The following is a 25,886-nucleotide window of genomic DNA, read 5'->3' as shown; positions in this document are numbered from 1 at the left end:
GATGAGCACGGACCCGTGCCCTGCCTCCGCGTCGTCGCCGTCCGCTCGCGGGTGGAGCGCTAGCGTGGGTGGGGTGAGTGATGAACCGCGCGTGGGGGCTGGGGGTTCGGGCGGGCGTGGCGGTGCAGAGGGGGCTGGGCCTGGGTTCGGGGTGCTGGGGGCGGTTGTTGCTTGGGGCAAGGACGGGGAACTGCTGGCGTTGAAGGGGCCTCGGCATCGGGCCGTGCTCGGGCGGTTGATCGTGGCGCGGGGGCGGGTGGTGCCGGTCGACGTGCTGGTGGACGACTTGTGGATCGCGCCGCCGGCTGGGGCGGTGAGTGCTGTGCGGACGTTTGTTGCGGCGCTTCGGCGGGTGTTGGAGCCGGAGCGGGCGGCTCGGGCGACGCCGCGGGTGCTGGTGACCGAGGGCCCGGGGTATGCGCTGCGGCTTCCGGCGGATGCGGTGGACGCCTGGCGGTTCGAGGCGGCGGTTCGGGCTGGGGTTGGGGTTGAGGAAGCGCTGGGGTGGTGGCGCGGGCCGGCGTACGCGGACTTTGCGGAGGAGGGGTGGGCTCGGGCGGAGAGGGGGCGGCTGACCGAGTTGCGGTTGCGGGCTGTTGAGCAGGTCGCGGCTGCACGGCTGAGTGCCGGGCGGGCGGCGGAGGCGGTGCCTGAGTTGGATGCGCACGTCACCGAGCACCCGTGGCGTGAAGAGGCGTGGCGGTTGCTGGCGTTGGCTTTGTATCGATCAGGCCGCCAGGGTGAAGCACTCGATGTACTCCGCCGAGCTCGCGCACTGTTGGTAGATCAGTTGGGCATCGACCCAGGGCCGGATCTTCGGCAGTTGGAGACGGACATCCTGCGTCAGGCCGGGCATCTGTCCGGCGAGGCGACCGTGTGGGATCGCGCGGTGGCGGCGTACGAGCAAGGGGTTGGTGCGCAGGCCCGGCTGGAATCCACGGTCGGGTTGTTGCGGAGCTTGGCGATCACCGGAGGCCAGGGCCTGGTGGCGGCTCGCGAGCATCGGCTCGCGGCGATCACCGCCGCGGAGGAGCTCGGCGATCCTGAACTGACGGCCCGGGTGATCGGCGCGTACGACGTACCGGCGATCTGGACGCGTTCGGACGACGAGGACCAAGCCGCCGCCGTCGTTGCTGCGGCATGGCGCACTCTTGCCGCACTCGACCACCGCGCGGCCGCAGCGGATCCAGGTGTGGAACCAGTTGCCGCGACATCTCTGCAGGCACGGTTGTTCGCGACCATCGCGATGGAGTCGCGGGGGAGTGGTTCGCCTCAGGCGCAAAGGGCCGCGCTGGCCGCAGTCGAGCTCGCCCGCAGGCTTGACGATCCCGGCGTGCTCGCCTTCGCGCTCAACGGCCTGTTCCTGCAGACGTTCTACCGCACCGGCCTCGCGCCCGAGCGGGATGCGATCGGCGTGGAGCTGATCGACCTCGCCGGCAAGCACGGGCTGGCGACGTACGAAGTGCTCGGGCACCTGATCCGCATCCAGGCACTCAGCGCCCTCGGCGACTTCGGCACTGCCGACCAGCACGCCGCGGCAGCTGACCAGCTCGCCAAGAAGTACGAGTCACCGTTGGTCGGCGTGTTCACCCGCTGGTACGCCGTACTGCGTGACCCCGGCGAGGACGCCTACCGAGACGCCGCGAAGTTGCTCGACGGCGCTGGAATGCCTGGCCTGCAAGGGGGATTGCTGCAACTCGCCGTACTGACCGTCAGGCTCGACGAAGGCCGGCCGCTGGACGCCGAGGCGGACTACGGCCCGTACGAGCCGTGGGTGCGCCCGCTGATCACCGGCGAAGGGCTCGACTCGGTTCCGGATCCGCCGAAGGACCTCCTGCAGGAACTCCTCTGGACTCTCATCGCCGAAGCAGCGCTTGCCCAAGGCAACCAACAGGCCATCGCCAGAGCAGAGAAGGCTCTCTCTCCAGCGGCAGCAGAAGAAACAGCCGGTAGTGGCCTGATCACCCTAGGTCCAACAGCGAAAACCCTGGATCGCCTCCGGGCCCGTCGTACAGCAGACTGAGCCGCATGACGATCAGGTACGGCGGCCCCGGGGTGCGGATCGTGGGGGACGGGCTGGTGCTGCGCGAGTGGGAGCGCGGCGATCTGGCGGCGATGTCGGAGCTGTTCGACAACCCGGAGGTCGCGTACTGGACCCCGCTGCGCACCCCGTTCGACCTGGCCGCGGCCGAGGCGTACTACGACGCCGCGCACACCGACAACGGCCGCACTCACCTCGCGATCACGACCGACGGCGAGCAGCCGCTCGGCGAGGTGATGGTGAACGAGAAGACCGGTTCGCTCGGGTACGTCGTCGGTCAGGCGTACCGCGGCCAGGGCCTCGCCGTACGGGCCCTGACCCTCCTGACCGACTACGCCCACGGCGAGCTCGGACTGCCACGCCTGATCCTCGAGATCGAGCCCGACAACCAGGCCAGCCGATCGGTCGCCACCCGGACCGGCTACACGCTCACCGATCTCCCGCCGACCCGGCTGATGGAGAAGGGCCGCGACCTCCAGCTCCTCACCTGGGAGCACCTGAACTGAGCCGAGCCCGCACGGCCAGCGCGCCAGGCACCGGCCCGTCGCCCGGCTCGACCACGTGCTCGACCACGAATCCGGCCGTGAAGAACGCGTTGAGGAACTCGGCCAGCGGCGTGTGCCGCATCCCCACCGTCCCGCGGATCCCTTCGCCGGCCCACCACGCCGACGGCTGGTGCCAGCCCGACTGCCGGTACGTCGGGTGCGCCAGCCGGCCGCCGTCGTCCTGGTACTCGACGTGCGGCCCGTTGAAGCACGGGTGAACCCCGTAGAAGTAGAACGACCCGTCCGGCCGCAGTACCCGCCCGATCTCCCGCAGCGTCCCGGCGAAGTCGTCCAGGTCGGTCGAGATCCACAACGCCAGTACGTCGTCGAAGCTCCCCGCCGCGAACGGCAGCCGTGCGGCGTCGCTCTCGACCAGCGGTACGTCGCCCTTCTCCCGCGCGAACCGCAGCTGGTCCGACGACCGGTCCAGCCCGACCACCCGCCGCCCGGTCTCCGCGATCATCCCGAAGTAGTTCCCCGTCCCGCACCCGAGATCCAGGCACCGCCGGCCTTCTCCCGGCCCGAGCAACTCGAGCAGGTCCTCCCTGTTGTCCTCGGCCCAGTTCGTGCTGCGGGCGGCGTACCAGTCGGCGACTCCGTTGTAGCGAGCTCTCATGACTCCTTCCTACCCACTCCCAGGCACCTCACTTAGGTGACCAGCAGACTTGCAGGTAGGCTTTGCCGACGCTCTCTTTAAGTTTGGAAGGTCCAACTGTGGGTTCGGTAATCAAGAAGCGCCGTAAGCGTATGGCGAAGAAGAAGCACCGCAAGCTGCTCAAGAAGACGCGGGTGCAGCGCCGCAAGCTCGGCAAGTAAGCAGTTCCAGCCGCTCTGGTCACCAGAGCGGCGTTGTGCGGGGTTGCTGTCTGGCTGGGGGTCACTCGTGGCACAGGTAGTGATGGTTACCGGCGTCTCACGAGACGCCGGCGCTCGGTGTGCGCGGCGACTGGCCGCGGACCCGTCCATCGGGACCGTGATCGGAATCGATGTGGTTCCGCCACGGGCCGAGCTCGGCCGGGTCCGGTTCGTCCGGGCCGATATTCGCAACCCCGTGATCGCCAAGGTCATCGCCGGTGAGGACGTCGACACTGTCGTCCACACGGGCGTGGTGGCGACCCCTGGCAGTGCCGGTGGCCGGTCGTCGATGAAAGAGATCAACGTCATCGGCACCATGCAGCTGCTCGCCGCGTGCCAGAAGGCGCCCGGCCTGCGCAAGCTGGTGGTCAAGTCGTCGACCACGGTGTACGGCGCGGGTCCGCGCGACCCCGCCATGTTCACCGAGGAGATGGCGCCGCGGGCGACCCATCACACCGGGTTGAGTAAGGACGCCGTCGAGGTCGAGGGCTACGTGCGCGGGTTCGCCCGGCGCCGTCCTGACGTGACGGTCAGCACCCTGCGGATGGCCAACTGGATCGGCCCGCAGACCGACTCCCCGATCACCCGCTACTTCGCGATGCCGGTGGTCCCGACAGTCTTCGGGTACGACGCGCGCCTGCAGTTCCTGCACGAGAGCGACGGCGTCGAGGCGATCCACCACGCGACCGTCGAAGACCTTCCCGGCACGTTCAACCTGGCCGGCGATGGCGTTCTCGTGCTGTCCCAGGCGATCCGCCGGCTCGGTCGGCCGGTCGTGCGGCTGCCTTCCTTCACCGCGTCGAGCACTGCGGCCGTCGTACGGCGTGCGCGGCTGGCGGACTTCTCGCCGGACCAGATCACCTTCCTCACCTACGGCCGCGCGGTCGACACGACCCGGATGCGGACCGAGTTCGCCTTCGAGCCGCAGTACACGACCGCCGAAGCCTTCGACGACTTCCGCGCCTCGATCGGCACCGGCGCGATGGCCGCGGCCTCGAAGCTGCTGACCGCCGGACTGGGAGCGCTGCGTGGCTGACGCCGAGGTCATCCCGATCGGCTCCGGCGGCCGGCCCGGTCGCGGCAGCGCCCGGCGTACGACGCCGTCGGCCGCCGCGCGATCGCTGGCGGGGAAGAACAAGAAGGCTTCAAAGGACCGCGCCCCCGAGCCTGAGCAGGTCGAGGCCTCCGCCCCGCTTACCGGGCGGGGCAGGCTCGGCACGCCGGACGAGTCGAGTGCGCCGGCCGGGCCAAGCGGGCCAGGCGCGAATGAGCCCTGGATCGTGGGCGAGCAGGCGAGCCCGGCCGATGCGGGTGCCCCCGACTTCGTGGCGTTCGAGCGGATGGTGCGGGACCTGTTCGGAGCTGCGGGCGAGCAGAAGGTCGCGGAGTGGCTGGCGTTCCTGCGCCGGCGGCTGACCGGGCAGTACGAGGTGGACGAGTTCGGGTACGACGCCGAGCTGACCGACCAAGTGCTGCTGTCGGGGCTGCGGCCGCTGGCCGAGAAATGGTTCCGGGTCGAGGTGCGCGGGATCGAGAACATCCCGGACACCGGCAGCGCGCTGATCGTCGCGAACCACTCCGGCACCATGCCGCTCGACGGCCTGATCACCCAGCTGATCGTCGCCGACCACACCAACCGTCCGCTGCGCACGCTCGCCGCCGACCTGGTGTTCCGTACGCCGTTCGTCGGCGAAATGTCGCGCAAGGCCGGCGCGACGCTGGCCAGCAACGACGACGCCGAGCGGCTGCTCCGCGCCGGCAACCTGGTCGGCGTCTGGCCGGAGGGGTTCAAAGGACTCGGCAAGCCGTTCAGCGAGCGGTACAAGCTGCAGCGGTTCGGGCGCGGCGGCTTCGTCAGCGCGGCCATGCGAACCGGCGTACCGATCGTTCCGTGCTCGATCGTCGGTGCCGAGGAGATCTACCCGCTGGTCGGCAACATCGCGTCCCTGGCCCGGCTGCTCGGCGTCCCTTATATCCCGGTCACGCCGTTCTTCCCGCTGCTCGGCCCGCTCGGCCTGGTCCCGCTCCCGTCGAAGTGGCTGATCGAGTTCGGCGAACCGATCCGCACCGACGACTTCCCCGAGGGCGCCGCCGACGACCCGATGCTGGTCTTCAACGTCACCGACCAGGTCCGCGAAACCATCCAGCAGACCCTCTACGCCCTCCTCATGCAACGCCGCAGCGTCTTCTTCTGACCTACCGGGGAAGCAGCGGCAGCGCGATCACCACCAGTACGACGGCCAGGACCGCGGTCAGCACGTCGAACAACACCTCGAGCCGATCGCCGCGCCCGTCCGGATCGGAACCGCTGGTCGACGCCATACCCAGTACTTGTCCACCACCCCACCGAACGTTCCACCCAAGCGAAGAGCCCCGGCGACAAGTTGTCGACCGGGGCTCTTCGGCGTACTGCGGGGTGCTACTTCCAGGGAGGTAGCAGAGTCTGGATCACGCCGGGCAGGTTGATCGTCGGCAGTGGCAGGCTCAGGCTGGGGAACGGCCAGGGCCAGCTGGGCGTTCCGGGGGTGGGCAGGGAGGGGAGCGGGGTGCCCGACGGTGTCGTCGTCGGGTTTCCGGTCGGCTGGGTGCCGGGCGGGGTCAGCAGCTTGGTCGGCTGCGTCGTGTTCCGCTCCTCCACCTTGGTGGTGTCCGGTACGTCGGTCGGCGCCGTGCTCGGCTTGACGCTCGGCTTCGCCGACGGCACCGTCGGGCCCGACTTGATCGGGTCCTCCGGGTCGTTGGGCCGGCCGTTCGGCTGCTCCGTGCTCGGCTGGATCGAGCCCTTGACCGGCTTCGGCTGGTCGCACTTGGGGCAGGCCAGCGACGTGTGCCGGGTCAGTTCGTCGATCGCGGCGACCGCTTCGACGGCCGACTTCAGCGACTCCGGCGGCAACTTCGGAGCGAGCTCACCGAGAGCCTGGCGGGCGCTGGTGATGAACGTCGTGATCGCCGTGATGGAGCTGGGGTCGTCGTCCTGCTGGTACGACGCGACGAGCCGGGACACGCCCTTGCGGGCCTGATCCGAGAACAGACCGAGCGTGCTGTCGATGGAGGCTGTGCTGCCACCGTTCGACACCAGCGCGTCCACCTCGGACAGCCTGGTCATCGCGTGCTCGAGATCACGCCGGCCGCGGGAGTCGTCCCCCACGCTGACGTTGGTCGAGACGTTCTCGATGCTGCGCTTCATCCCGTACAGCGTGTCGCCGGGCATCGCCTGCTGGGCGGCGGCAGCGGAACCGATGCCACCTCCGAGCAGGACAAGTGCGGCGGTGCTCGCCACCAGCCGGATCCTCCGGCCGGGGCGATGACGGATCGGTATCACGGACGCCTCGTCGTCCTCGCGGGGCGGCAAGTCCTCCTCGCTGTCCGGCGAGCTGTGCACCACGGTCGGAGTCGTTGCCGCCCGGGCGGCCGCCTGCTCCAGCAGACGGTGCCTCAGTTCGGCGCTGAACTCCGGTCGCGGTGCCACTGCCCCGGCGGTCCTCAGCCGCCCGGCCAGTTCAACAGCTTCCAGCAACTCAGGGTCATCGCTCAGTCGCGAAGAGTGACGGGGCCCGTGATCGACGGCGTGCGCGAATGCATCCGCGCGCGCTCGAGCCCTGGTTAGGTCACTCATGAGTTCTCGTTCTCCTCAATGGTCCAGTCGGGGTCACCGACAGGTCCTCACCAGGCAAACGAGGAAACTCCCTGACTGGTTACGGAAGACATTCGTTGTCACCCGTCTCACCTCAAGTCCTTGGGGATTACCTTCGCCAAGTGCCTGACGGCCCTCAACTGCAGTTGCTTGACCGCGCCTTCGGATTTCTCCAGCGCTTTGGCCGTTTCGGCGATCGACAGACCGGCGAAGAATCGCATGGTCAGGCAGTCGCGCTGCTCGTCCGGCAAGGCCGCGACGGCGTCCCGCAGCACCTCGGCGGTCGCGGCGGCCAGTACGTCGACCTCCGGCCCCTCGGTCTGCCGGTCGTGCGTCTCGATCTCGTCGGTGACCACCTCGAGCCGCACGCGGCCCGACTTGTAGTGGTCGGTGATCAGGTTGCGGGCGATCGTCACCAGCCAGGCACCGAAGTCCCGGCCCTGCCAGCGGAACGAGTCCAGCGCGCGCAGCGCCCGGACGAACGTCTCACTGGTCAGGTCCTCGGCCAGGGCCGAGGACGACACCCGCGCGTAGATGTAGCGATAGACGGTGAGCGAGTACTCGTCGTACAGCTCACCGAATGCACCGACGTCTCCAGCCTGGGCGCGATCGACGAGCTCCGCACGTCTCATCCCGTCCGGGCTCGGCTCCGGCGTCGTCAAGATCTCTCCCCGTTTCAACTGACACGTCTACGACTTGCACATCCCCGACTGAGACATCGTTGGATGGCCACAGCGGCTGAGACAGCACCGAGCGTTACGCCTGAAGCACCCGCTGTCAACAGGAGAAGGCGCGTCGCCCTCCGTCCGGTCCGGTAGTCCCGGACCTGCCAGCCGGCCGTCCGGGCATGCCGCAGCAGCCTGCTGTCAGGGTTGATCGCCCACGGATTCCCCACTATTTCCAGCATCGGCAAGTCGTTCGCCGAGTCCGAGTACGCCGAGCACGCGGTCAGGTCCAGCTCCTCGTGCTTGGCCAGCGCCCGGACGGCTTCCGCCTTGGCCGGGCCGTGCAGAATATCGCCCACAAGTACACCTGTATAGACCCCGTCACGCTGGGCTGCAACCGTTCCCAGCGCGCCGGTCAGACCGAGTCGCCGGGCCAGGACGCGGGCCACCTCGACGGGTGCGGCGGTGACCAGCCAGACCCGTTCGCCGGCGTCCAGGTGCTGCTGGGCGAGCGCTTTCGTGCCCGGCCAGATCTTGTCGGCCATCAGCTCGTCGAAGATCTCCTCGACCAGGATCTCGACCTCCGAGACCCGGTGCCCGGCGATGAACGACAGCGCCGAGGAGCGGGCCTTGGCGACCGAGTCCGGCGTCTCGCCACGCAGCCGGAAGGCGAGCTGCTGCCCGGCCTTGGCGGCGATCTCGGCGAAAGTGAAGAACCGTCGCCGGTACAGACCGCGGGCCAGGTGGTACACCGAGGCGCCCTGCAGCAGCGTGTTGTCGACGTCGAAGAACGCGGCGGCGTGGCTCACCGAGGGGGTCGCCAGCGCCGCTTCCAGTTCGGCCGCGGCCGCGCTCGCCTCACCGGCCAGCACGGACCTGGCGCGTAGGTCCCGAGTCACTCTGAGCACCTTAACGGGAACATGACAGACTCGCCTGGTGAACTTCAACTTCGCGGATGTTCTTCGTGACACAGCGCGACGTCATGGGGAGCGTCTCGCGCTGGTCGACGGTGACCGGCGACTGACCTGGAGCGAGCTCGACGAGGCCGTCGAGCGGGCTGCCCAGGGGTACGCCGGTGCCGGTCTCGTGCCCGGGTACCGGGTCGTCCTGCTGATGGCCAACAGCATCGACTTTGTCACGTCCTACTTGGGATGTCTGCGCGCCGGCCTCGTCGCCGTACCGCTGAACACGGGGCTGACGAAGCCCGAGATCGGCAACGTCGTGAAGCACTCCGGCGCGCGTCTCGTGGTCGCCGACGGCGACCTCGCGGACAAGGCCGAGGGCGTGAAAGTGGTCCGGGCCGGCGAGCTCGACGGTCACGCTCCGCTGTCGCCACAGACCGACCCGGAGAGCCTCGCGGTCCTGCTCTACACGTCCGGGACCAGCGGCGACCCGCGCGCGGCGATGCTGACGCACCGAGCGCTGGCCGCGAATGTCGAGAACCTGGCCGGCCTCGGCGAGGACCGGATGGGCCCCGAGGACCTCGTGCTCGGCGTCCTCCCGATGTTCCACGCGTTCGGCTTGAACGCGGTCCTCGGCTGGGCGGTCGCCACCGGCGCGGCGCTCGTCGTCGACCGGCGGTTCGACTCGACCGGCACCCTCGACCTGATCAGCTCGTACGCCGTGACGCGGCTCCCGCTGGCCCCGCCGGCTCTGCACGCGCTGCTGGCCCGCGACGACCTCCGGGAGCGGCTCGCCTCGGTCAAGGTCGTGCTGACCGGCGCGTCCAGCCTGGACCGCGCGCTGGCCGACCGGTTCGAGCAGGCGACCGGCCTGTTCGTCCACCAGGGCTACGGCCTGACCGAGGCGTCCCCGGGTGTCACCACGACGCTCGGCGAGGAGGAGCCGAAGTCGGGCTCCGTCGGCCGCCCGCTGCCGGGCGTGGACCTGCGGATCGCCGACGAGCAGGGCGAGGACGTCGAGGGCGACGACCCCGGCGAGATCCTGATCCGCGGCAAGAACCTGTTCTCCGGGTACTGGCCCGACGGGGTCGACGGTCCGGACGCCGACGGCTGGTACCGGACCGGCGACGTCGGCTTCCTGGACGCCGACGGCGATCTCTACCTGGTCGACCGGCTCCGCGAGCTCGTCATCGTCAGCGGCTTCAACGTCTTCCCGAGCGAGGTCGAGGAGGTCCTGGTCGGCGCTCCCGGCGTCCGCGAGGCCGCCGTGATCGGCGTCCCGTCCGACGAGACCGGCGAGGCCGTCAAGGCGTTCGTCGTACCGGCCACCGGTGAGTCCATCGACGTCGCCGAGCTGCTCGAGTACGCCGGGCAGCGGCTGGCCCGCTTCAAGTGCCCGGTCGAGGTCGAGGTGGTGGACCACCTGCCGCACTCGGTCACCGGCAAGGTCGCGAAGGGCCGCCTCCGCGAGGCCGACCGGTGAGCGAACCGCGCGTCACCCTGTACGGGAAACCGGGCTGCCACCTCTGCGAGGACGCCCAGGCGATCGTCGCCGCGGTCTGCGCCGAGCTGGGCGTCGGCTGGACCGAGATCGACATCACGACCGACCCCGAGCTGTTCCGCGAGTACGGCGAACAGATCCCCGTCACCTTCGTCGACGGGCGCCAGCACGACTTCTGGCGGGTCGACCCGGCCAGGCTGAAGAAGGCCTTGACAACGGCGTGAGTTTCGACGTGACGTCCGTCATGGGGCCGTCGCCGATTTTGTTCTCACGTTCACAAGCTCCTAGAGTGGGGGTGTCGCCCGCCGTGAGGCGAGTGACTCGCGAACCACCTTTCCAGGAGAACTGTGACGCCTGCCCGCAGCCGTCGCCCCGGCGCGCCGACGCGAACCGAACGCGGCATTCCCGAGGCCACTGTCGCGCGCTTGCCGGTGTACCTGCGGGCCCTGACCGCGCTGTCGGACAGTGGCATCGCCACCGCGTCGAGCGAGGACCTCGCGACCGCGGCCGGCGTCAACTCGGCCAAGCTCCGTAAGGACCTGTCGTACCTGGGCTCCTACGGCACCCGCGGGGTCGGGTACGACGTGGAGTACCTGCGGTACCAGATCGCCCGCGAGATCGGCGTCACCCAGGACTGGGCCGTGGTCATCGTCGGGATCGGAAACCTGGGTCACGCGCTGGCCAACTACTCCGGCTTCGGCACCCGCGGCTTCCGGATCGTCGCCCTGCTGGACGCGGCGCCTGAGCTGGTCGGTGAGCGGATCGGCGACATGGTCGTGCGCGACTTCGCCGAGCTGGAGGAGATCGTCGCCGCCGACCGGGTCTCGATCGGTGTCATCACCACTCCCGCCGGTCCGGCCCAGGAGGTCTGCGACCGGCTGGTCGCGGCCGGGGTGACCAGCATCCTGAACTTCGCGCCGGTGGTGCTGTCCGTGCCCGACGGCGTCGACATCCGCAAGGTGGACCTCTCGATCGAGTTGCAGATCCTGGCGTACCACGAACAACGAAAGTCCGGAGAGGCGGCGCTCCCCGAGGTGCCCGAACTACCAGCGATCAACGGCCTGCCCGATCTGCCCAGCGTTGGGGGAGGTGTCGGCGCGTGAGCTACCTGGTCGTCGGGATCTCGCACCGTAGTGGGGACATCTCGGTTCTGGAGCGGGTCGCGCTGGACGCGGACGCGGCGACCAAGCTGGCGATCACCGTCCAGCACAGTCCCGCCGTGAGCGAGTCCGCCGTACTGGCGACCTGCAACCGCACCGAGGTCTACGCCAACGTCGACCGCTTCCACGCCGGGATGGACGAGGTCACCGCGATCCTGTCCGACATCACCGGCGTACCGCTGCTCGACCTGGCCGAGCACCTGTACGTGCACTTCGAGGAAGGTGCCGTCGCGCACCTGTTCCAGGTGTCGGTCGGGCTGGACTCGATGGTCGTCGGCGAGAGCCAGATCCTCGGCCAGGTGAAGGACTCGCTGCGCGTCGGCCAGGACCTGGAGACGATCGGCACCGGCCTGAACGCCCTGTTCCAGCACGCGCTGCGGACCGGCAAGCGGGCTCGTACCGAGACCGGCATCGACTCGGCCGGCCGCTCGGTGGTCACCGCCGGGCTGGACGCCGTCGGCGGCTTCGAGGGCCGCCGCGCGCTGATCGTCGGCGCCGGTTCGATGGCCTCGCTGGCCGCGCAGACCCTGATCAACGGCGGCGCCGCGAGCGTCACGATCGCGAACCGCAACCACGACCGCGCCGTCGCCCTGACCGAACGGATCGGCGGTACGGCGATCCCGCTGGCCGGCGTACCGGACGCTCTGGCCGAGGCCGACCTGGTGGTCAGCTGCACCGGCGCCCGCGGGACCGTGCTGACCGAGGAAATGATTCGCACCGCCACCGACGGGCGGCCGTTCGGCGTACTGGACGTGGCCCTGCCGCGCGACGTCGAGCCCGGCGCTGCCCGCATCCCCGGCGTCACGCTCGTCACCCTGGCCGACCTGGCCGGTACGGCGGGCGGCAGCGAGCACGACATCGACGAGGTCCGCCGGATCGTCGGCGAGGAGACCGGCGCCTTCGAGGCGACCCGCCGCGCGGCCTCGGTCGCGCCGACCGTCGTCGCCCTGCGCGCGATGGCCTCCGAGCTCGTCGACTCCGAGCTGGCCCGCCTCGACCGCCGCCTGCCCGGCCTGGACGAGAACCAGCGCCACGAGGTCGCCCGGACCATCCGGCGCGTCGTCGACAAGGTTCTGCACACCCCCACCGTCCGCGTGAAGGAACTGGCCGCCGACCCGGGCGGCCCGACGTACGCCGACGCGCTGCGCGAGCTGTTCGCGCTCGACCCGGCGACCGTCGACGCGGTCACCGCCCCCAAGACCACCACCGGAGGTGAGTCCGCATGATCAAGCTCGGTACCCGCCGGTCGGCTCTCGCGACCGCGCAGGCCACCAACGTCGCCGAGGCGCTGCGGGCCCTGGGGCACGAGGTCGAGCTGGTCCCGATCGTCACCACCGGCGACACGAACCGGGCGCCGCTGGAGCAGATCGGCGGCACCGGCGTCTTCGTCAGCGCGCTGCGCGACGCCCTGGTGGCGCACGAGATCGACATCGCCGTGCACTCCCTGAAGGACCTGCCGACCGCGCCGATCGAGGGCCTGACCCTCGGCGCGATCCCGGTCCGCGAGGACCCGCGCGACGTGCTGGTCGCCCGTGACGGGCTGACGCTCGGCGAGCTGCAGAGCGGCGCCCTGATCGGCACCGGCTCACCGCGCCGGGTCGCGCAGATCGAGGCACTCGGGCTCGGCGTCGAGCTGACCGGCATCCGCGGCAACGTGGACACCCGCATCGGCATGGTGGCCGATGGCAAATTGGACGCGGTGGTGCTCGCGAGGGCAGGGTTGGCCCGGTTGGGCCGGCTCGCCGAGATCACCGAGACCCTCGACCCGATCCAGGTGCTGCCGGCTCCGGGACAAGGTGCCCTGGGCATCGAGTGCCGCAGCGACGACACCGTCGTACTGGCTGCTCTGGCGCCGCTGGAGGACCCGGCCACCCGGGCCGCCGTGACCGCCGAGCGGCAGTTGCTGGCAACGCTCGAGGCCGGGTGCACCGCGCCGGTCGGGGCGCTCGCCGAGGTGGTCGAAGGTGAGGACGGCCCGGAGCTGTGGCTGCGGGGAGCACTCGGTGAGGACGGCGGCGGCGTACGGCGGCTGTCGGCCAACGGATCGGTCGACGATCCAGCGGCGGTCGGACGGGCGCTGGCGCACGAGTTGCTGGAGCAGACATGACACCGGCACGGGGCACGACGACGGAAAAGACGAGCAAGACAAGGGCGAAGGCGACGGCAGACGTGAGCAGCGCGAAGACAGCAGCGGCCACCCAGACTCCGCAGAAGGTGCCGGCGAAGGCCGCGGCGACAAGCAGCACAGCCAAGCAGACCAGACCGCTCGGGCACGTCACCTTCGTCGGGGTCGGTCCGGGTGATCCAGCCCTGCTGACGATCGCCGGGCGCGACGTCCTGGCGAACGCCGACGCCGTGGTGGTCGAGGGCCCCGAGCACGACGCCTTCCTGGCCTACTGCCCGGCGGGTGTCGAGGTCATCGACGGCTCCGGCGCCGAGGGCAGCCGGGCGCTGCGGGTCGCCGCTCGCGCGCGCCTGGTGGTGAAGACCGCCAAGACCGCGTCGAACGTCGTCCGCCTGCTGACCGGTGACCCGTTCACCTTCTCCAGCGGCGCCGAGGAGGCTGCCGCCTGCCGCAAGGCGGGGATCAGCTTCAACGTCGTCCCGGGCGTCAGCGAGGTCAGCGCCGTACCGGCGTACGCGGGCATTCCGCTGACCGTGAAGAGCGAGCGCGAGGTCACGGTCCTCGACCTGGCCGAGGCCAAGCTCGACTTCAGCCGGCTGCACCCGAAGCAGACGCTCGTGCTGCTGAACGCGGTCGAGATCCTGAAGGACGTCACCACCGCGCTGGTCGAGTCCGGCTTCGACGCCGGTACGCCGGTCTGCGCGACCGTCGGCGGCACCACCACCGCACAGACCAGCGTCGTCGGCACGCTCGGCACGATCGTCGCCGACCTGCGGTCCGCGAAGGTCGTCGGCGAGGCCGTGATCGTGGTCGGCTCCGTGGTCGAGCAGCGCGAGGCGCTCAGCTGGTTCGAGACCAAGCCGCTGTTCGGCTGGCGGATCCTGGTGCCGCGCACCAAGGACCAGGCCGGACCGCTGATGGATCGGCTCCGCCGGTACGGCGCGATGCCGGAAGAGGTCCCGACCATCTCCGTCGAGCCGCCGCGCAACCCGCAGCAGATGGACAAGGCCATCCGTGGCCTGGTCGAAGGCCGGTACGAGTGGGTCGCCTTCACCTCGGTGAACGCGGTCAAGGCCGTCCGCGAGAAGTTCGACGAGTACGGGCTGGACGCGCGGGCGTTCTCCGGGCTGAAGATCGCCGCGGTCGGCGAGAAGACCGCCGAGGCGATCGCCGCCTGGGGCATCCGCCCCGACCTGCTGCCCTCGGGCGAGCAGTCGGCCGCCGGACTGGTCGAGGACTGGCCGCCGTTCGACGAGGTGCTCGACCCGATCAACCGGGTCTTCCTGCCCCGCGCGGACATCGCCACCGAGACGCTGGTGGCCGGCCTGACCGATCTCGGCTGGGAGGTCGACGACGTCACGGCGTACCGGACCGTCCGGGCCGCCCCGCCGCCCGCGCCGACCCGCGAGGCGATCAAGTCGGGCAAGTTCGACGCGGTCGTGTTCACCTCGTCCTCGACCGTACGGAACCTGGTCGGCATCGCCGGCAAGCCGCACGCGTCGACGGTGATCGCGGTGATCGGCCCGGCGACCCTGAAGACCGCCGAGGAGCACGGCCTGCGCGTCGACGCGATGGCCGAGGCGCCGTCCGCCGAGGAGTTGGCCGACGCACTGGCCCGCTTCGGTGCGGACCGGCGTGACACCATGGTGGAGGCGGGGGAGCCCGTCACCCGTCCGTCCGAGCGTCGCTCGGGCTCGCGCAGGAAGAGCTAATGCTGTGACTGGTTTCCCGGGTGTTCGTCCGCGGCGGCTGCGGTCGTCGGCGGCAGTCCGACGCTTGGTGTCGGAGACCACGATCGAGCCGCGGCAGCTGATCCTGCCGATGTTCATCCGGGAAGGCGCACGGGAGCCGATCGCGATCAGTTCGATGCCGGGCGTCTACCAGCACACCCGCGACACCGCGCGGAAGGCCGTCGCCGAGGCTGTGCAGCTTGGGCTCGGTGGGGTCATGCTGTTCGGCGTACCGCTCGAGAAGGATGCTGTTGGGTCTGGTGCGCTCGATCCCGAGGGCATCCTCAACGTGGCGATCCGCGACGCGGTCTCCGAGGCCGGCGACGACCTGCTGGTGATGGCCGACCTGTGCCTCGACGAGTTCACCTCGCACGGGCACTGCGGCGTACTGGACTCCGCCGGGCGCGTCGACAACGACGCGACACTGGCGCTTTACGCGGAGATGGGTGTCGCGCAGGCCTCCGCCGGCGCGCACGTCGTCGGCCCGTCCGGGATGATGGACGGCCAGGTCGGCGTCGTCCGCTCGGCGCTCGACGCGGAAGGCTTCCAGGACACGGTGATCCTGGCGTACGCCGTGAAGTACGCGTCCGCCTTCTTCGGCCCGTTCCGCGAGGCCGTCGGCTCGTCCCTGCAGGGCGACCGCAAGACCTACCAGCAGGACCCCGGCAACGCCCGCGACGCGATCCGCGAGGTCGACCTCGACATCGCCGAAGGCGCCGACCTCGTCATGGTCAAGCCGGCCCTGGCCTACCTCGACATCATCCGCCAGGTCCGCGACCACGTGAACGTCCCGGTCGCGGCGTACAACATCTCCGGCGAGTACGCGATGGTCGAGGCAGCCGCCGCCAACGGGTGGATCGACCGCGAAAAGGCGATCATGGAAACCCTGACCAGCATCCGCCGGGCGGGCGCCGACACGATCCTCACGTACTGGGCCGCCGAGGCTGCTCAACTGCTGTCGCACCACCGCTGAAGGCCTCTCCCACGCGGCCGGCTCCGGTCGCTCCTTCGTCGCGACCTACGCAGTCCGCTCCCGCCCACCCTGAGTGCGGGCTTAGCGCCCTGAAGCGAGTGCAGGTGGGCGGGAGCCAGTGTGGATCCGCTGCGTGCTCGTGACGGGCCGAGACGGTCGTACTAGCTACCGCGATCGAAGCTGAACCGGTGGTCGCCGGGCGTAGTCAGCTGCATCGAACCACGGGCCTGGCCGCCGATCTGGTGTTCGAGTGCGCTCTCTGCCGCCGCCGGTGTGCCTTCTCTGCCGCTGCCTGTGTGCCGGATCTGCCGCTGGCTGGCAAGGCGTTCTGGCACGTGAGCCGAGCTCGATCGCTAGGCTGGATGTGTGCGGGAAAACTGAGGGCGCAGGCGGCGATCAGCCGACCGAGCGAATGCTGGATTGGGCAGCTGCGGCGGTTGATGGCGACGCGAGGGTCGTTGGGGTTCGCGCTCTGCACGAGGGGCAGGGGCCGTGGCTGCTGTGGGTTGAGAGTCGTGGGCGGCTGACTGAGGCCGTGCTGCGGGCGCCGACTCCGCGGATTGGCGCGGCGATGGTGGCCACCGGAGCGGCTGCTCTTGAGGTGGCCGCGCGTCATGGGCTGCCGGCACCGCGACTGCTTGGTGCTGACCTGCCGGGTGAGACGACTGGCGTGCCCGTCACTCTCGAGTCCGTCGTACCGGGCAGCAGTCAGTGGGCGGCGCCTTCGTCCGTCGAACGCCTGCGCGCGGCGGGCGCCGTACTTGCTCGCATCCACACCGTCTCGATCACGCCGTACGACGAACTGCCGTTTCGCCCGCGGCCGATCGCCGTCGACGACTTCGCGACCGACCGTCGCGAAGGGCGCCTGCCGACGACGCCACTTCTGCAAACTGCCGACGAGGTGGTTACGGCGTACGGCGTGCCACCCAGCGAGCAGGTCTTCCTCCACGGCGACGTCTGGCCGGGCAATCTCATCTGGCTCGGCGACGACGTCGCCGCGCTCATCGACTGGAAGACCGCCGGCGTGGGAGCCCGAGGCGTCGACCTCTGCGAACTCCGCAAACAGGCCGCCATCTCGTTCGGCCCAGAGGCGCCAGCCGAAGTACTCCAAGGCTACGAACAAACGACCTCCACCAAGGCCGACCACGTCTCCTACTGGGACGCGGTCGCCGCACTCAACACCCCGACCGACCTGTACGACGCAACAGCAACCGCCCGCCGAGACGCCTTCCTGTACACGGCGCTGACCGCACTCGCCCACCACTAAATCAATCGAGAGGCACTCCCAGTCCGGAAGACGGACGCTTGCAGACCGTGAGGCCCGGGTGAGAGCATCGGCGGATGCTGAACACACGAAAGGTTTATGCCGCGTAGGCGTCCTGCGCAGGTGGCGGCCGATGGGTTGGCTCGGCGGTGGAAGGGCGGTCCTCGGTGGGGGATCTCGGAGATTGCGGGGTTGTCTCCGCATGCGCGTGTGGTGATCACGCGGCTGGAGCGGACGCGGTTCTTTCCGGGGCAGATCGGGATCGCGTTGCGGGAGTGGGAGATCCTGGTACGGCGGCCGGAGCATCGGTTGCTGGACTTGCAGAACGAGGGGTGCGGCGAGTGGGGCTGCTGCGCGCCTGTCGATGAAGTGCGCGCGGTGCTCACTGTCGTCGAGCATCACCTGCCGAAGCGGGATGCCCGGCGGCTGAGGGCCCGGCTGGCGCGGCTTGACGAGCTGTGGTGACGGACTGTCGCCCAGGGCAAGCAGATCAGTGGGAAGCGAGTTCGCCGGCGAGTTCAGTGGTGACTGCCCAGCTCGACAACAGCTTGAGGGCGTCGGCGGTGGGGCTGCCGGCGGGGGCGGTGTAGACCAGCAGGGTGAGCCCGGGGTGCGCTGGGAACTCGAGGGCCTCGAAGGTGAGGTCCAGCGTGCCGACGACCGGGTGGTGGAGCTTCTTCAGGCCCGTGCGGTGGAAGCGGACGTTGTGGGCGGCCCAGCGGGTGCGGAACTCCTCGCTGCGGGTGGAGAGCTCGCCGATCAGCTCGATCAGGAGCTTGTCGTGCGGGTTGTGGCCGGCCTCGGAGCGGAGCATGGCGGCGATGTCGTTGGCGGTGCGGTCCCAGTCGGGGTAGTAGTCCTGGGCGGCCGGATCCAGGTACACGAAACGCGCCGTGTTCGCGGGCCGCCGGGGGTCGGCGAGGACGGGCGAGTAGAGCGCGCGGGCCATCCGGTTCGCGGCGAGGATGTCGTGCCGGGCGTTGCGGACCCACGCGGGAGCGTCGCCGATCGTGTCGAGGACCAGCTGCACGCTCGCGGGCACCGTGGCCGGAGCGGGCTTGCGTTTGCGGGCCGGAGCCGGCGCGGAGGCGCGGGCGAGGTCGTACAGATGCGCTCGCTCGGCGTCGTCCAGTTGGAGAGCACGCGACAGACCCTCCAGTACGGCGTCCGAAGCGCCCGCCAGATTCCCGCGTTCCATCCGGACGTAGTAGTCGATGCTGACCCCCGCGAGCAGCGCGACCTCCTCGCGGCGCAGCCCCTTGACGCGCCGGTTTCCGCCGTACGCCGGAAGGCCGGCCTGCTCAGGCGTGATCCGGGCGCGCCTGGAGGCCAGGAACTCGCGGATCTCGGCTCGGTTGTCCATGCCTCCACCGTAATCGGTGCCCGCGGGCCGAAGGAGGTACTGGCATTACCCGGAAGACCAGTGACTCCCGCGCCCGTACGACGGGGCGTTGACTGGGTGGCATGCAGACCCAAGGGACCCCGGAAACCATGTCCGACGACCTGACCCCCGCGCAACGCCTGGTCGGGGACTTCGCGCCCAAGCTGGTCGAGCTGACCGACGACGTGCTGTTCGGCGACGTCTGGACCCGGCCCGAGCTGAGCCCGCGCGACCGCAGCCTGATCACCTGCGCCGCACTGGTGGCCAACGGCAACACCGAGCAGCTGGGCCACCACCTCGGACGGGCCAAGAGCAACGGTCTCACCGAGACCGACCTCAAGGAACTGATCACCCACCTCGCCTTCTACGCCGGGTGGCCGCGCGCGATGTCGGCGATCACCGTCGCCAAGGACGTCTTCGGAGCCAAGGAGTGAGCACCATGGAGTACACCAGACTCGGCAGTTCCGGGCTGAAGGTCAGCCGGATCGCGCTCGGGTGCATGAGCTTCGGCGACACCTCGCGCGGGTTCAACACGTGGGCGCTCGACGATGCCGGTGCCGAGCCGATCTTCCGCCAGGCCCTCGATCTGGGCGTCACCTTCTGGGACACCGCGAACGTCTACGGCTTCGGCAGCTCCGAGGAGATCGTCGGGCGCGCGATCCGCAAGTACACGCGGCGCGAGGACATCGTGCTCGCGACGAAGGTGCACTTCAGGATGCACGATGGACCGGGTGGTTCCGGCCTGTCCCGCAAGGCGATCATGGAACAGATCGATGCCTCGCTCAACCGTCTCGGCACCGACTACGTCGACCTGTACCAGATCCACCGCTTCGACCCGGAGACGCCGGTCGAGGAGACGATGGAGGCGCTGCACGACGTGGTGAAAGCCGGCAAGGTTCGCTACCTCGGCGCGTCGTCGATGCTGGCCTGGCAGTTCTCGAAGCTGCAGTACGTCGCGCAGTTGCACGGGTGGACGAAGTTCGTCTCGATGCAGAACCAGTACAGCCTGATGCAGCGCGAGGAGGAGCGCGAGATGTTCGGGCTGCTCGCCGACCAGGGGGTCGGGTCGATCCCGTGGAGCCCGCTGGCCAAGGGTCGCCTCGCGCGGCCGTGGGGCACGGAGACGACGCGAGCCGGCAACGATCCGGTCGCCGACTGGCGCTTTAGCGAGGCCGACCGGCCGGTGGCGGACGCCGTACAGAAGGTCGCCGAGGCGCGCGGCGTACCGATGGCGCAGATCGCGCTGGCCTGGGTGCTGAAGCACCCTGGCGTCAATGCGCCCATCGTCGGCCCCACGAAGGAGCACCACCTCCCCGACGCCGCCGCGGCGCTGGAGCTGACCCTCACCGATGACGAGATCCGAGCTGTGGAGGACGCCTGCACCCCGCGCGCCCCCGCAAGCTTCTGAGCAGAGGAACCACATGAAAGCGACTTACCTGTACGGCGCCGGCGACGTGCGCGTCGTCGACGTCCCCGACCCGATCGTCAAGGAGCCGACCGACGCGGTCGTCCGCGTCGTCCGGGCCTGCGTCTGCGGGTCCGACCTGCACCCGTACCACTCGATGCCTGCGGCAACGGATGGCAGGTCGATGGGTCATGAGTTCGTTGGCGTGGTCGAGGCCGTCCGCGTCCCGCTCGCCGACGGCACGCTGGTCGCCGTACCGGTGGAGGAGTCGTCGCCGCTGATCCCGGCGCTGCTGACGCTGTCGGACGTGTACGGCACCGGCTACCACGCGGCCATCAAGGCCGGGGTCACCGCGCGCACGACCCGTCACGGTGATCGGCGACGGCGCCGTCGGCACGCACGTTGTGCTGGAGGCGGTCGCCCGGCGTACGACCAGGCCATCGGCGTCGTGCGCGCCGGCGGCGTGATCAGTCGCGTCGGAGTTCCCCAGTACGACGATGCGCCGGTCGGCTTCCCGAGCCTCTTCGGCCCCAACATCACCCTCACCGGCGGCCCGGCCCCGGCCCGCGCGTACATCGAAACCCTGCTGCCGGACGTACTGTCCGGCAAGGTTGACCCAGGCAAGGTCTTCGACCAGGAGGTTGCCCTGGATAAGGTTGCCGAAGGCTACCAAGCGATGAACGACCGCACCGCCCTCAGAGGTGCTGGTCAAGCCGTAGATCCACGCATCCCGATCGGCCTGAGCCTCAGCTCAGGCCGATTCGGCGTATCCACGCGTCGACCTGCGCACCCGCGCCCTTCGCTCGCTCACCCTGGACGGCGAGCCCCTCGCCGATTGTCGACCGCGGGCACAGCCGCCTGTAGTCGTCGATGGTCCGGCCCAGCCCGCTGACGGCGTACGTGACGAACGGGAACACCCGCTTGCCGGTCAGGTCGACGCTCTCGACGAAGGTCCGCATGATCATCGGCGGCTGCACGTTCCAGATCGGGCTGCCGAGCAGCACCTTCGAGGAGGCAGGGGCCGAAGGCGAGGACGGCGCCGGCGTACGGCCTGGCTCGGCGGCGGGTTTGCCGCAGCCGCCGAGCACAGCGCCGGCCCCCAAAGCCTTCAGAACGGTACGGCGATCGACTGGGTTCACGCCTCGGGGATCTGAAGGTTGAAGGTTTCGAGCGTGATGGAGTCCGGGTCGGGGCCGCCGCGGACGGCGGTGTCGAGGGCGTCGATCGCCGCGAGCTCATCGGCGCTCAGGGCGAAGTCGAAGACGGCGAAGTTCTCGGCGATCCGCGCGGGCTTGGTGGACTTCGGGATCACCGAGCGGCCCTGCTGCAGGTGCCAGCGGAGCATGATCTGGGCGGCGGTCTTGTTGTGGGCGCGGCCGATCTCGAGCAGGACCGGGTCGTCGAACGTGGCGCGCTCGGCGTCGCGGTACGACGTGATGCCGCCGATCGGGGACCAGGACTGGGTGAGGATGCCGTGTTCGGCGTCGGCGCGTTGCACCGCGGGCTGCTGGAAGTACGGGTGCACCTCGACCTGGTTCACCGCCGGTACGACGGACGCCTCGGCCAGCAGTCGGTCGAGGTGGTGCGGCATGAAGTTGCTGACGCCGATGGCGCGAACCTTGCCGTCGGCAAGCAGCTGCTCCAGCGCCCGGTACGCCTCGAGTGTGCGGTCGAATGCCGAGGGCAACGGCTGGTGCAGGATCAGCAGATCGAGCTGCTCGATGCCGAGCTTGCCGGAGCTCTTGTCGAACCCGCGCAGCGTCGCGTCGTACTCGTAGTCGCTGATCCAGATCTTCGTCTCGACGAATACCTCGTCCCGGCCGAGCCCCGCCCGGCGGATGCCCTCGCCGACCTCGCGTTCGTTTCCGTACGCCGCGGCCGTGTCGACATGCCGGTACCCGCGCCGCAGCGCCTCCTCGACCGCCGCGGTCGTCTCGTCCGGCGGGGTCTGGAAGACGCCGAGCCCGATGGCCGGCATCTCGACACCGTTGTTGAGCGTGATGAGGTCCATGCCCCCACGGTAGGCAGCCAGTACGACGCCCAGACAGGCCCTGGCATTACCCCTCAGCGCGCGACGCGTCGTACTGGCGGAAGGGCTTGGAGGAGGCGGTGAGGATGCCGGCGCCGAGGAGGCAGGTGAGGCCGCCGAGGAGGAGGGCGGGGGCTGGGCCGAGGAGGCCGCCGAGGGTGCCGGCTCGGAGGTTGCCGAGGTTGGGGCCGCCGATGCCGACCATCAGGTCGAGGGAACTGACGCGGCCGAGCAGGTCGTCGGGAGTGTTGGCCTGCAGGATGGTGGCGCGGAAGACGGTGGTGATGATGTCGGCGGCGCCTGCGATGGCCAGGCAGATCAGGCCGAGCCAGAGGTGGGTGGTGAGCGCGACCGCGCCGATCGCCGTACCCCAGAGGGCGACTGAGATGAGCATGGCTCGGCCTTGGTGGCGGAGGTGGCCGAGCGGGCCGGAGAGGGTGGCGGCGACGATGCCGCCGACGCCGATCGCGGCGAAGAGGTAGCTGACGGTCTGTGGGCCGCCGCCGAAGTGCGTGTCGGCGAGGGCCGGGAACAGCGCGGTCGGCATCGCCAGTGCGGTCGCGTTGAGGTCGAGGAGGAAGATCATCCCGATCAACGGGTGGCGCGCGGCGTACCGGATGCCTTCGGCAACGGATCGGAGGCCGAAGGTGGCGCCGCCGCCGACGGGTGGCATGGGTGGGAGTCGCCGGACACCGGCCAGGGCGGCGAGGAACGTGACGGCGTCCACGGCGTACGCCGCTCCGATGCCGACCGTGGCGATCAGGACACCGGCGAACAGCGGTGCGGCGATGATCGCGACCTGGAACGACAGTTGGTTGAGGGCTGCGGCGGCCGGGAGCAGGCGGACCGGGAGGAACCGCGGCGGGAACGTTCGCCGGGCCGAGCCGTCGACCGCGGCGAGGGCCGCGGAGGTTGCTGTCAGCAAGTAAAGGAGCCACAGGTTGTTCCAGTGCAGGAACGCCTGTACGGCGAACAAGATGCCGACGGCCATCAAACCGGTACTGGTGAGCAGGACGAGGCGACGGCGGTCGACGGCGTCCGCGATCGAGCCGCCGAAGAGGCCGAGCAGGAGCGTCGGGATCAGGTTGGCGAGCCCGAGTCCGCCGACCGCGATCGAGGAGCCGGTCACGTCGTACGCCTGGATCGACACCGCGACCATGGTCATCACGTTGCCGATGGCCGAGAGCGATTGCCCGGCCCAGAGCCACCGGAAGTCGACCGACTCCCGCAGCGGACTCAGGTCGGCGAACAACCGTCGTCGGGGCACAAGGAGCAATCTTCGTCCTGATGGAGGAGCCGGGCAATCGGGTTATTCGGTCGACGGGGGCGCCCAGGACCTTCGAGAGGCAGACGCTGACCGCGGCAGTCAGGCGACCGCGTTGCCGCCGTCGACGAGCAGCGTGGCGCCGACCGAGTAGCGAGAGGCGTCGCTGGCGAGGTACACGACCGCGTTCGCGACGTCCTGCGGGTCGCCGATGAAGCCCGCGGGAGTCGCCGCGACGGCGGCTCGGTTCAGCTCTGGGTCGGTGTCGAGGCGCGAGGTCATCTGGGTCCTGGTCATGCCGGGCGAGACCGTGTTGACGCGGATGCCGCGCGGTGCCAGTTCGACGGCGAGTGCGCGGGCCATCGCCTCGACGGCGCCTTTGGTGGCGCTGTACGCCGCGGTGTTCGGGATGCCGATCTGGGCGGCGTTCGAGCCGACGAAGACGATGGCCGAGCCCTTGCCCAGGTGGGGGAGGGCCGCCTGGGTGAGCTTGTACGGCGTCCGCAGGTTGGTCGCCCACTGGCGGTCCAGGCTTGCGGCTGGGGTCTGGTCGAAGGGCTGGAAGTCGAAGATGCCGGCGTTGTGCACGATGACGTCGATCCGGCCGTAGCGCGCGAGCGAGGCTGCGATCAGGTCCTCTGCCGCGTCTTCGGTCGCTAGATCGAGTACGGCGGGGTGGGCGGTTCCGCCGGCGGCGTTCACCTGGTCGGCGGCTTGGGTGAGACGGTCGAGATCGCGGCCGACCAGGACGACGTCGGCGCCGCAGGCACCGAACGTCTCCGCGATCGCCCGGCCGATGCCGGCGCTCGCGCCGGTGACGACCACGACCTTGCCGGCCAGGTCGCTGGGGAGTAGTGGGGTGGGCATAGTCGGTCACGCCTTTCGTAGGCAGTTGAAGATTGAATTACCTCAATGTAGGAGAAACCGATCGGTGTCGGAAGGTGGGGAGTTGGCATCTCTACGCCATTGCGGGGCCGGACCGGGCGGGGGACTACCGTGGGTTGGCCGTGGTGGACGACAGGGAGATGCCGAGCGGGATGAGTGACCTGGAGAAGCTGTCGAAGGACGTCGCGAGCGCGGTGAGTGCGGCGGTGCCGTTGATCGAGGCGGTCGGGCGGAACGCGACCGCGTTGGCTCGGCAGATCGAGCGGGATCACCGGCCGGAGCTGGAGGGTCTAAGGCAGCGGGCGGATCAGGCTTTGCAGGTGCCGGAGGGGACCCAGGCGGACGTACTGCGGGGCGCGATGCAGGATGCCGATGGGATCGGCGGCCGGCTGCGGCGGGCCGGTGGGGAGGTCGGCGGTCTTGCGCAGGACCTCGAGCAAGCCGGGAAGCACCTGCGGGCCGGGGCGAAGTCGCGGGCCGAGCTGGTCGACGTACTGGGTGTGGAGACGCCGGAGATCAAGGAGTTGGGCAAGCGGCTGACGGATCTCAGTGGCGCGGTCGAGGCGGCCGGTAAGACGCTCGCCGGTTCCCGTGGGTCGGTCGATGGTGCGCTGGGGTCGGTACGCCAGCTGCTCAACAGCGATCTGCGGGCCGACCGGCAGGGGACGGCGAGCAAGATTCGCACTGCTCACACCGGCCTGCGTGAGGGGTTCGATGGGGTCGGTGAGGCGCTCTCCAAGGCCAGTACGACGCTCACTGCCGTCGATAAGGTCCGGGACGAGGCAACCAAGGAGACCAAGGCCCTGGAGCAGGCCGGCCAGGACGGGACCCTCGCCAAGGCAGGCGCGGACGCAACCTTGGCGAAGGCAGCCCAGGCAGCCGCCAACCCGACCCCGAAGTCCCAACAGGTCACCCCAGGCTCGGCCTCGCCGACCCACGCAGCAACCCGCGGCCCCGATTCCCCGACCCAGGAACGCAACCGCTAGAAAAAGTAGTAAGGGTCAGCGGTGGATGGTGTAGTCGGACTGGACGAAGCCTGCGTTCAACGTGCGCGTCGCGTTGTGGTTGAGGGTGATGTCCTGCTCCAGAGCACCGAACAACGGGATGCCCGCGCCGATCAGCACAGGCACCGTGGTGATGGTGAGTTCGTTCAGGAGGCCTGCGCGGAGGAAGGTCTGGACGATGCGGCCGCCGTCGGCGTAGATGCGTTTGGCGCCTCGGTCGTTGAGGGTTTGGACCAGCGCGTCGACCGTGCGATGGACGATGATGCGCTCGTCGGCGTCCAAGGGCAGCGTTGTGCTGAGGACCTCGACCTGTTTGCCGTCGTACGGCCAGAAGTCGAAGGTGAGGACCTTTTCGTAGGTGTTGCGGCCCATCACGACGGTGTCGATCGCCGCCATGAACTCGTCGTAGCCGGTCTCGCCGGCTCGTTCGCCGCGTTCGGTCAGCCAGTCGATCGCGCCGTCGGGGCGGGCGATGAACCCGTCCAGGCTGACCGCGATGAACACCGCCGCGTGAAAGCTCACT

The 25,886-nt window shown here is 69.8% G+C and carries 28 protein-coding genes and 1 pseudogene; 18 read left to right on the top strand and 11 right to left on the bottom strand.

All coding sequences use genetic code 11. The annotated features are described in order from the left end of the window. Window positions 1-73: 73 nt before the first annotated feature. Window positions 74-2,023, top strand: coding sequence for an AfsR/SARP family transcriptional regulator (locus tag ACYVIO_RS02125; RefSeq protein WP_460648914.1), 1,950 nt, complete (start codon window positions 74-76; stop codon window positions 2,021-2,023). A gap of 5 nt (window positions 2,024-2,028) precedes the next feature. Beyond that, window positions 2,029-2,547: a GNAT family N-acetyltransferase gene (locus ACYVIO_RS02120; protein ID WP_460648913.1), complete on the top strand. Its 519-nt coding sequence runs from the start codon at window positions 2,029-2,031 to the stop codon at window positions 2,545-2,547. On the opposite strand, the gene ACYVIO_RS02115 is transcribed toward ACYVIO_RS02120, so the two are convergent. Then, the gene (locus ACYVIO_RS02115) at window positions 2,525-3,202 is read right to left on the bottom strand and encodes a class I SAM-dependent methyltransferase (protein WP_460648912.1); all 678 of its coding nucleotides are present in this window, start codon (window positions 3,200-3,202) and stop codon (window positions 2,525-2,527) included. The two genes, ACYVIO_RS02120 and ACYVIO_RS02115, sit on opposite strands and share 23 nt — an antisense overlap. Before the next feature lie 98 nt (window positions 3,203-3,300). On the opposite strand from ACYVIO_RS02115, the gene ACYVIO_RS02110 reads away from it, so the two are divergent. From ACYVIO_RS02110 to ACYVIO_RS02100, 3 genes are all read left to right on the top strand, one after another. Further along, window positions 3,301-3,402, top strand: a complete 102-nt coding sequence (locus tag ACYVIO_RS02110) for a 30S ribosomal protein bS22 (protein ID WP_008356322.1) — start codon at window positions 3,301-3,303, stop codon at window positions 3,400-3,402. Window positions 3,403-3,484: 82 nt separating this feature from the next. Then, window positions 3,485-4,477 (top strand): NAD-dependent epimerase/dehydratase family protein, encoded by a 993-nt coding sequence (locus tag ACYVIO_RS02105; RefSeq protein ID WP_460652052.1) that lies wholly within the window; start codon window positions 3,485-3,487, stop codon window positions 4,475-4,477. Beyond that, the gene (locus ACYVIO_RS02100; RefSeq protein WP_460648911.1) at window positions 4,470-5,636 is read left to right on the top strand and encodes a lysophospholipid acyltransferase family protein; all 1,167 of its coding nucleotides are present in this window, start codon (window positions 4,470-4,472) and stop codon (window positions 5,634-5,636) included. The genes ACYVIO_RS02105 and ACYVIO_RS02100 overlap by 8 nt, the downstream gene beginning before the upstream one ends. A 1-nt stretch (window position 5,637) precedes the next feature. Here ACYVIO_RS02100 and ACYVIO_RS02095 read toward each other — a convergent pair whose 3' ends face one another. The 4 genes from ACYVIO_RS02095 to ACYVIO_RS02080 all read right to left on the bottom strand — a co-directional run bounded on the left by ACYVIO_RS02095 (window position 5,638) and on the right by ACYVIO_RS02080 (window position 8,639). Further along, window positions 5,638-5,763 (bottom strand): hypothetical protein, encoded by a 126-nt coding sequence (locus tag ACYVIO_RS02095; protein ID WP_460648910.1) that lies wholly within the window; start codon window positions 5,761-5,763, stop codon window positions 5,638-5,640. Between the two features lie 97 nt (window positions 5,764-5,860). Beyond that, complete coding sequence (locus ACYVIO_RS02090) at window positions 5,861-6,910, bottom strand: DUF5667 domain-containing protein (protein ID WP_460648909.1); 1,050 nt, start codon at window positions 6,908-6,910, stop codon at window positions 5,861-5,863. A gap of 254 nt (window positions 6,911-7,164) precedes the next feature. Next, window positions 7,165-7,737 (bottom strand): sigma-70 family RNA polymerase sigma factor, encoded by a 573-nt coding sequence (locus tag ACYVIO_RS02085; RefSeq protein WP_238356145.1) that lies wholly within the window; start codon window positions 7,735-7,737, stop codon window positions 7,165-7,167. Between the two features lie 14 nt (window positions 7,738-7,751). Further along, on the bottom strand, window positions 7,752-8,639 hold the full coding sequence (locus ACYVIO_RS02080) for an HAD family hydrolase (protein ID WP_460648908.1): 888 nt from the start codon (window positions 8,637-8,639) through the stop codon (window positions 7,752-7,754). Between the two features lie 37 nt (window positions 8,640-8,676). Between ACYVIO_RS02080 and ACYVIO_RS02075 the strand changes: the two genes are divergently transcribed. The 9 genes from ACYVIO_RS02075 (at window position 8,677) to ACYVIO_RS02035 (ending at window position 17,860) form a co-directional block, all read left to right on the top strand. Beyond that, a complete protein-coding gene (locus ACYVIO_RS02075) occupies window positions 8,677-10,125 on the top strand; it encodes a class I adenylate-forming enzyme family protein (protein ID WP_460648907.1) in 1,449 nt (482 codons plus the stop codon). Next, window positions 10,122-10,367, top strand: coding sequence for a glutaredoxin family protein (locus tag ACYVIO_RS02070; RefSeq protein ID WP_460648906.1), 246 nt, complete (start codon window positions 10,122-10,124; stop codon window positions 10,365-10,367). Before ACYVIO_RS02075 ends, ACYVIO_RS02070 begins: the two co-directional genes overlap by 4 nt. A gap of 123 nt (window positions 10,368-10,490) precedes the next feature. Next, window positions 10,491-11,246, top strand: coding sequence for a redox-sensing transcriptional repressor Rex (locus ACYVIO_RS02065; RefSeq protein WP_184799268.1), 756 nt, complete (start codon window positions 10,491-10,493; stop codon window positions 11,244-11,246). Further along, window positions 11,243-12,529, top strand: a complete 1,287-nt coding sequence (locus ACYVIO_RS02060; RefSeq protein WP_460648905.1) for a glutamyl-tRNA reductase — start codon at window positions 11,243-11,245, stop codon at window positions 12,527-12,529. The genes ACYVIO_RS02065 and ACYVIO_RS02060 overlap by 4 nt, the downstream gene beginning before the upstream one ends. After that, window positions 12,526-13,410: a hydroxymethylbilane synthase gene (gene hemC, locus ACYVIO_RS02055; protein WP_460648904.1), complete on the top strand. Its 885-nt coding sequence runs from the start codon at window positions 12,526-12,528 to the stop codon at window positions 13,408-13,410. Before ACYVIO_RS02060 ends, hemC begins: the two co-directional genes overlap by 4 nt. Further along, the gene (locus ACYVIO_RS02050; RefSeq protein WP_460648903.1) at window positions 13,407-15,140 is read left to right on the top strand and encodes a bifunctional uroporphyrinogen-III C-methyltransferase/uroporphyrinogen-III synthase; all 1,734 of its coding nucleotides are present in this window, start codon (window positions 13,407-13,409) and stop codon (window positions 15,138-15,140) included. Before hemC ends, ACYVIO_RS02050 begins: the two co-directional genes overlap by 4 nt. 4 nt (window positions 15,141-15,144) lie before the next feature. Further along, window positions 15,145-16,131: a porphobilinogen synthase gene (hemB, locus tag ACYVIO_RS02045; protein WP_460648902.1), complete on the top strand. Its 987-nt coding sequence runs from the start codon at window positions 15,145-15,147 to the stop codon at window positions 16,129-16,131. A gap of 412 nt (window positions 16,132-16,543) precedes the next feature. Further along, on the top strand, window positions 16,544-17,398 hold the full coding sequence (locus ACYVIO_RS02040; RefSeq protein ID WP_460648901.1) for a phosphotransferase family protein: 855 nt from the start codon (window positions 16,544-16,546) through the stop codon (window positions 17,396-17,398). 207 nt (window positions 17,399-17,605) lie between these two features. Then, on the top strand, window positions 17,606-17,860 hold the full coding sequence (locus ACYVIO_RS02035; protein ID WP_460648900.1) for a hypothetical protein: 255 nt from the start codon (window positions 17,606-17,608) through the stop codon (window positions 17,858-17,860). 25 nt (window positions 17,861-17,885) lie between these two features. Here the strand turns inward: ACYVIO_RS02035 and ACYVIO_RS02030 are convergent, their stop codons facing one another. Then, window positions 17,886-18,758 (bottom strand): helix-turn-helix transcriptional regulator, encoded by an 873-nt coding sequence (locus ACYVIO_RS02030; protein ID WP_460648899.1) that lies wholly within the window; start codon window positions 18,756-18,758, stop codon window positions 17,886-17,888. A 101-nt stretch (window positions 18,759-18,859) separates the two neighbouring features. Between ACYVIO_RS02030 and ACYVIO_RS02025 the strand changes: the two genes are divergently transcribed. From ACYVIO_RS02025 to ACYVIO_RS02015, 3 genes and pseudogenes are all read left to right on the top strand, one after another. Further along, entirely contained in the window at window positions 18,860-19,210 is a 351-nt protein-coding gene (locus ACYVIO_RS02025; RefSeq protein WP_460648898.1) for a carboxymuconolactone decarboxylase family protein, read from the top strand. Between the two features lie 5 nt (window positions 19,211-19,215). After that, complete coding sequence (locus ACYVIO_RS02020) at window positions 19,216-20,184, top strand: aldo/keto reductase (RefSeq protein ID WP_460648897.1); 969 nt, start codon at window positions 19,216-19,218, stop codon at window positions 20,182-20,184. Next, window positions 20,126-20,374 (top strand): annotated as a pseudogene (locus tag ACYVIO_RS02015) (hypothetical protein); the annotation flags it as partial. The gene ACYVIO_RS02020 and the pseudogene ACYVIO_RS02015, both read left to right, overlap by 59 nt. A gap of 553 nt (window positions 20,375-20,927) precedes the next feature. On the opposite strand, the gene ACYVIO_RS02010 reads toward ACYVIO_RS02015, so the two are convergent. From ACYVIO_RS02010 to ACYVIO_RS01995, 4 genes are all read right to left on the bottom strand, one after another. Continuing rightward, window positions 20,928-21,140 carry a flavodoxin family protein gene (locus tag ACYVIO_RS02010; RefSeq protein ID WP_460652051.1) on the bottom strand — a complete coding sequence of 71 codons (213 nt, stop codon included), beginning with the start codon at window positions 21,138-21,140 and terminating at the stop codon, window positions 20,928-20,930. Between the two features lie 176 nt (window positions 21,141-21,316). Then, a complete protein-coding gene (locus ACYVIO_RS02005) occupies window positions 21,317-22,192 on the bottom strand; it encodes an aldo/keto reductase (protein WP_460648896.1) in 876 nt (291 codons plus the stop codon). Between the two features lie 46 nt (window positions 22,193-22,238). Continuing rightward, window positions 22,239-23,477 carry an MFS transporter gene (locus ACYVIO_RS02000; protein ID WP_460648895.1) on the bottom strand — a complete coding sequence of 413 codons (1,239 nt, stop codon included), beginning with the start codon at window positions 23,475-23,477 and terminating at the stop codon, window positions 22,239-22,241. Window positions 23,478-23,576: 99 nt separating this feature from the next. After that, on the bottom strand, window positions 23,577-24,341 hold the full coding sequence (locus tag ACYVIO_RS01995) for an SDR family NAD(P)-dependent oxidoreductase (RefSeq protein ID WP_460648894.1): 765 nt from the start codon (window positions 24,339-24,341) through the stop codon (window positions 23,577-23,579). Between the two features lie 140 nt (window positions 24,342-24,481). Here ACYVIO_RS01995 and ACYVIO_RS01990 point away from each other — a divergent pair, with 140 nt between their 5' ends. Further along, complete coding sequence (locus ACYVIO_RS01990; protein ID WP_460648893.1) at window positions 24,482-25,345, top strand: hypothetical protein; 864 nt, start codon at window positions 24,482-24,484, stop codon at window positions 25,343-25,345. Between the two features lie 15 nt (window positions 25,346-25,360). Here the strand turns inward: ACYVIO_RS01990 and ACYVIO_RS01985 are convergent, their stop codons facing one another. Continuing rightward, the gene (locus tag ACYVIO_RS01985) at window positions 25,361-25,885 is read right to left on the bottom strand and encodes a dihydrofolate reductase family protein (protein ID WP_460648892.1); all 525 of its coding nucleotides are present in this window, start codon (window positions 25,883-25,885) and stop codon (window positions 25,361-25,363) included. Between the last annotated feature and the right edge of the window lies 1 nt (window position 25,886).

This window comes from Kribbella endophytica, from assembly GCF_054781295.1.
Note: the sequence above shows the minus strand (reverse complement) of the source record. Positions and strands in the feature narration are given on the sequence as shown.

Bases quoted from the DNA above. Each gene is read 5' to 3' on its own strand.
- ACYVIO_RS02120 (WP_460648913.1), top strand. From the start codon at position 2,029: ATGACGATCAGGTACGGCGGCCCCGGGGTGCGGATCGTGGGGGACGGG.
- ACYVIO_RS02115 (WP_460648912.1), bottom strand. From the start codon at position 3,202: ATGAGAGCTCGCTACAACGGAGTCGCCGACTGGTACGCCGCCCGCAGC.
- ACYVIO_RS02105 (WP_460652052.1), top strand. From the start codon at position 3,485: ATGGTTACCGGCGTCTCACGAGACGCCGGCGCTCGGTGTGCGCGGCGA.
- ACYVIO_RS02095 (WP_460648910.1), bottom strand. From the start codon at position 5,763: ATGGCGTCGACCAGCGGTTCCGATCCGGACGGGCGCGGCGATCGGCTC.
- hemC (WP_460648904.1), top strand. From the start codon at position 12,526: ATGATCAAGCTCGGTACCCGCCGGTCGGCTCTCGCGACCGCGCAGGCC.
- ACYVIO_RS02050 (WP_460648903.1), top strand. From the start codon at position 13,407: ATGACACCGGCACGGGGCACGACGACGGAAAAGACGAGCAAGACAAGG.
- ACYVIO_RS02040 (WP_460648901.1), top strand. From the start codon at position 16,544: ATGCTGGATTGGGCAGCTGCGGCGGTTGATGGCGACGCGAGGGTCGTT.
- ACYVIO_RS02030 (WP_460648899.1), bottom strand. From the start codon at position 18,758: ATGGACAACCGAGCCGAGATCCGCGAGTTCCTGGCCTCCAGGCGCGCC.
- ACYVIO_RS02025 (WP_460648898.1), top strand. From the start codon at position 18,860: ATGCAGACCCAAGGGACCCCGGAAACCATGTCCGACGACCTGACCCCC.
- ACYVIO_RS02020 (WP_460648897.1), top strand. From the start codon at position 19,216: ATGGAGTACACCAGACTCGGCAGTTCCGGGCTGAAGGTCAGCCGGATC.
- ACYVIO_RS02010 (WP_460652051.1), bottom strand. From the start codon at position 21,140: ATGCGGACCTTCGTCGAGAGCGTCGACCTGACCGGCAAGCGGGTGTTC.
- ACYVIO_RS02005 (WP_460648896.1), bottom strand. From the start codon at position 22,192: ATGGACCTCATCACGCTCAACAACGGTGTCGAGATGCCGGCCATCGGG.
- ACYVIO_RS01995 (WP_460648894.1), bottom strand. From the start codon at position 24,341: ATGCCCACCCCACTACTCCCCAGCGACCTGGCCGGCAAGGTCGTGGTC.